This window comes from Microbacterium umsixpiens, from assembly GCF_053543675.1.
This window is the reverse complement of record NZ_JBLVOH010000097.1, coordinates 34377-38873: the sequence shown is the minus strand read 5'-3', so window position 1 is coordinate 38873 and position 4497 is coordinate 34377. Positions and strand designations below refer to the sequence as shown.

The 4497-nt window shown below is 67.5% G+C and carries 3 protein-coding genes; 2 read left to right on the top strand and 1 reads right to left on the bottom strand.

Annotated elements, in window-relative coordinates; translation table 11 throughout:
- Positions 1-22 precede the first annotated feature (22 nt).
- A complete protein-coding gene (locus ACNPM4_RS09985) occupies positions 23-928 on the bottom strand; it encodes a heme o synthase (RefSeq protein WP_029261751.1) in 906 nt (301 codons plus the stop codon).
- A gap of 251 nt (positions 929-1179) precedes the next feature.
- Between ACNPM4_RS09985 and tkt the strand changes: the two genes are divergently transcribed.
- Positions 1180-3291: a transketolase gene (gene tkt, locus ACNPM4_RS09980; protein ID WP_448985556.1), complete on the top strand. Its 2112-nt coding sequence runs from the start codon at positions 1180-1182 to the stop codon at positions 3289-3291.
- Positions 3288-4400: a transaldolase gene (gene tal / locus ACNPM4_RS09975; RefSeq protein WP_029261749.1), complete on the top strand. Its 1113-nt coding sequence runs from the start codon at positions 3288-3290 to the stop codon at positions 4398-4400. Before tkt ends, tal begins: the two co-directional genes overlap by 4 nt.
- Positions 4401-4497 lie beyond the last annotated feature (97 nt).

Sequence of the window (4497 nt, the reverse complement as noted above, 5' to 3'; positions counted from 1 at the left end):
CCGTCGTTTCAGAAGCTTCGGGTCAGAACGGCAGCAGCGGGTCGATCGCGACCGCGACGAAGATCAGCGTCAGGTAGGTGATCGAGGCGTGGAACACGCGCATGGGCCGCGGCTCGGTGCCGTGGACGGCACGGTTGTAGAGCCGGTGCGACTCGTAGATGAACCATCCGCCGAAGACCGTGGCGGACACGGTGTACACCAGACCCATGTTGGCGATCGGGACGAGGAGCAGAGAGCACGCCACCGTCGCCCACGCGTAGAGGATGACCTGGAGGCCGACCTGCGAGGCGTTGCGGGTGACACCCAGCATCGGCACGTCGACGTCTTCGTAGTCGTCCTTGTACTTCATCGACAGCGGCCAGTAGTGCGGCGGCGTCCAGAGGAAGATCAGGAGGAAGAGGACGAACGCCGGCCAGTCGAGCGAGCCGGTGACGGCGGACCAGCCGATGAGCACGGGGAAGCACCCGGCGATGCCGCCCCAGATGATGTTCTGCTCGGTGCGGCGCTTGAGGATCATCGTGTAGATCACGACATAGAAGAAGATCGCGGTCGCGGACAGGGCTGCGGCGAGCCAGTTGGTCGTGGCGAGCAGCCAGACCGTCGAGACGATCGCGAGCGTCCAGGAGAAGATCAGCGCGCCGCGCGGGCTGATCTCGCCCGTGACCAGCGGTCGATTCTCGGTGCGGTGCATGTGCGCGTCGATGTCACGATCGAGGTACATGTTGAATGCGGCGGCGGAACCGGCGCTCAACGAGCCGCCGATGACGGTCGCCAGCACCAGCCACAGGTTGGGCAGTCCGCCCTGCGCCAGGAACATCACCGGAACGGTCGAGACGAGCAGAAGCTCGAGCACACGCGGCTTGGTGAGCGTGATGTAGGCCTTCACCGTGCGACCGATGGACGACTTCCTCACGGTCTGATCAGACATCGTCGAGATCTCGATCGCCTCCTCCGCACATGTGACCGGACAACCTCTCCAGTCTATGACACCGGATGACGTCATCCGCGCCGTCCGCTCGCGTAGCACGACAGTCGTCTTCGCTATGCTGAGAGCACTCGCGCGCCCGGCGCTGCGCACACCCCTCCACCCGTCTCCGCGACGGTGCAGGATGCGCCAGGGAAGTTGCGGATGCGCCAGGGAATAAGGGCGCCCTCGAAACTGTCGGAAAGGGCATGAACGTGTCGGAATTGCAGTGGGATGAGATCGATCGACGCGCGGTGGACACCGCCCGAATCCTGGCGGCCGATGCCGTCGAGAAGGTCGGTAACGGTCACCCCGGCACGGCCATGAGCCTCGCTCCGGCCGCGTACCTCCTCTACCAGCGCGTGCTGCGCCACGACCCGACCGACGTCGACTGGCTGGGCCGCGACCGCTTCATCCTCTCTGCGGGACACTCCTCGCTCACGCAGTACGTGGAGCTCTACCTCGGTGGCTTCGGACTGGAGCTCGATGACCTCAAGGCGCTGCGCACGTGGGGCTCCCTCACCCCGGGTCACCCGGAGTACGGCCACACCAAGGGCGTCGAGATCACCACCGGCCCGCTCGGTCAGGGTCTCGCCTCCGCCGTCGGCTTCGCCTACGCCGCCCGCTACGAGCGCGGCCTGTTCGACCCCGAGGCGGCCGCCGGCACCAGCCCGTTCGACCACTTCGTCTACGTCGTGGCCGGGGACGGCGACCTGCAGGAGGGCGTGACCAGCGAGGCCTCTTCGCTCGCGGGCCACCAGCAGCTCGGCAACCTGATCGCCATCTACGACTCCAACCAGATCTCGATCGAGGATGACACCAACGTCGCCTTCACCGAGGACGTCGCGAAGCGCTACGAGGCCTACGGCTGGCAGGTGCAGACCGTCGACTGGAAGAAGACCGGTGAGTACGTCGAAGACGTCGCCGAACTGTTCGCCGCGATCGAGGCCGCCAAGGGCGAGACCTCGAAGCCGTCGCTCATCATCCTCAAGACGATCATCGGGTGGCCGTCCCCCGGCAAGCAGAACTCCGGCAAGATCCACGGTTCCGCTCTCGGAGCCGACGAGCTCGCTGCCACGAAGAAGGTGCTCGGCTTCGACCCCGAGCAGACCTTCGTGGTCGCCGACGACGTACTCGCCCACACCCGCGGTCTCGCTGCTCGTGCCGCCGAAGCCCGCGCCGTCTGGCAGGAGTCCTTCGACGCCTGGGCCGCCGCGAACCCCGAGAAGAAGGAGCTGCTCGACCGTCTCGAGGCGCAGGAGCTCCCCGCCGACATCACGGCCGCGCTCCCCGTGTTCGAATCCGGCAAGGAGGTGTCGACCCGCGCCGCGTCCGGCCAGGTCATCAACGCACTCGCCGCCGAGCTCCCGGAGCTCTGGGGCGGTTCGGCCGACCTCGCCGAGTCGAACCTCACCACGATCAAGGGGGCGCCGTCGTTCATCCCGGCCGAGTGGTCGACCCATGAGTGGTCGGGCAACCCGTACGGACGGGTGCTGCACTTCGGCATCCGCGAGCACGCCATGGGCGCGATCGTCAACGGCATCGTCCTGCACGGCAAGACGCGCGCGTTCGGCGGCACGTTCCTCATCTTCAGCGACTACATGCGTCCCTCGGTGCGTCTCGCCGCCCTCATGAACATCCCGAGCATCTTCGTCTGGACCCACGACTCCGTCGCCCTCGGTGAGGACGGACCGACGCACCAGCCGATCGAGCAGCTCGCGACGCTCCGCGCGATCCCGAACTTCACGGTCGTCCGCCCCGCCGACGCCAACGAGACCTCGGCCACCTGGCTCGAGATCCTCCGTCGCCACGAGGGACCGGCCGGCATCGCGCTGACCCGCCAGAACATCCCGGTGTTCGAGCGCGGCGAGGGTGCAGCCTCCGGCGACACGTTCGCTTCGGCGGACAACGCGGCCAAGGGCGCCTACGTCCTCGCCGAGGCGCCGAACGGCACGCCGGACGTCATCATCGTGGCCACCGGCTCCGAAGTGCAGCTCGCTGTGAACGCCCGCGAGGCGCTTGCCGCCGACGGCGTGAACGTCCGCGTGGTCTCCGCTCCGTCGCTCGAGTGGTTCGACGAGCAGGACGAGGCCTACCGCGAGAGCGTGCTGCCCGCATCCGTCACCGCGCGCGTCTCCGTGGAGGCGGGCTCCGTGCTCTCCTGGCGCGGAATCGTGGGCGACCGCGGCCGTTCGCTCGGCATCGACCACTTCGGCGCCTCCGCCGACTACAAGACCCTGTTCGAGAAGTTCGGCATCACGACCGAGGCCGTCATCGCGGCCGCTCGCGAGACCATCGCCGCAAACAGCACCAAGGAGAACGCATGAGCACCCCCACCGCACAGCTCGCCGCCGCAGGTGTCAGCATCTGGCTCGACGACCTCTCCCGCACCCGCATCGACTCCGGCAACCTCGCCGAGCTGATCTCGTCGCGCAACGTCGTCGGCGTCACGACGAACCCGACCATCTTCGCGAACGCGATCACCGACAAGAGCAACACGTCGTACGACGCACAGGTCACGGAGCTCGCCGCCTCCGGTGCGAGCGCCGAGGAAGCGGTGTTCGCCGCCACGACCCAGGACGTCGGCGCCGCACTCGATGTGTTCCGCCCCGTCTGGGAGGCCTCGGGACATGTCGACGGCCGCGTCTCGATCGAGGTCTCCCCCGACCTCGCCCACGACACCGCGGGCACCGTCGCTCAGGCCAAGGAGCTGTGGTCGAAGATCGACCGCCCCAACCTCCTCGTCAAGATCCCGGCCACCAAGGCAGGGCTTCCGGCGATCACCGAGGCGATCGCGACCGGCATCAGCGTCAACGTCACGCTGATCTTCAGCCTGGAGCGCTACGCCGAGGTCATCGACGCCTACCTGACCGGTCTGGAGCGCGCACACAGCGCCGATTTCGACCTGTCGAGCATCCATTCCGTCGCCTCGTTCTTCGTGTCTCGTGTCGACACCGAGACCGACAAGCGGCTGTCGGCGATCGGCACCCCCGAGGCCGAGGCACTCAAGAGCAAGGCCGGGCTCGCGAACGCGCGCCTCGCTTACGAGCTCTTCGAGCAGAAGTTCGCGGAGAAGCGCGCCCAGGACCTGATCAAGCTCGGCGCGAACCTGCAGCGTCCGCTGTGGGCCTCGACCGGCGTCAAGGACCCCGCGCTCCCCGACACCCTGTACGTGACCGAGCTGGTCGCCGACGGCGTGGTGAACACCATGCCCGAGAAGACCCTCGAGGCGACGTTCGATCACGGCGTCATCACCGGCGACACCATCACGGGCGGATACGCGGAGGCGCACCAGGTGTTCGATGACCTCGCCGCCGTGGGCATCGACCTCACCGACGTCACGCAGGTCCTGGAGGATGAGGGCGTCTCGAAGTTCATCGACTCCTGGCACGACCTGCTGGGTCAGGTGGCCGAGGCTCTGGAGTCCCAGCGATGACCTTCTCGATCCACACGTCCGGCGCGGCGCGAGCCGCGATCGATGAGACCGTGCCCAGCCTGGTCCACGATCTCGTCGCCTCGCGCATCACCGGCGG

Excerpts from the sequence above, each read along its gene's own strand:
- ACNPM4_RS09985 (WP_029261751.1), bottom strand. The coding sequence starts at position 928 with ATGTCTGATCAGACCGTGAGGAAGTCGTCCATCGGTCGCACGGTGAAG.
- tal (WP_029261749.1), top strand. The coding sequence starts at position 3,288 with ATGAGCACCCCCACCGCACAGCTCGCCGCCGCAGGTGTCAGCATCTGG.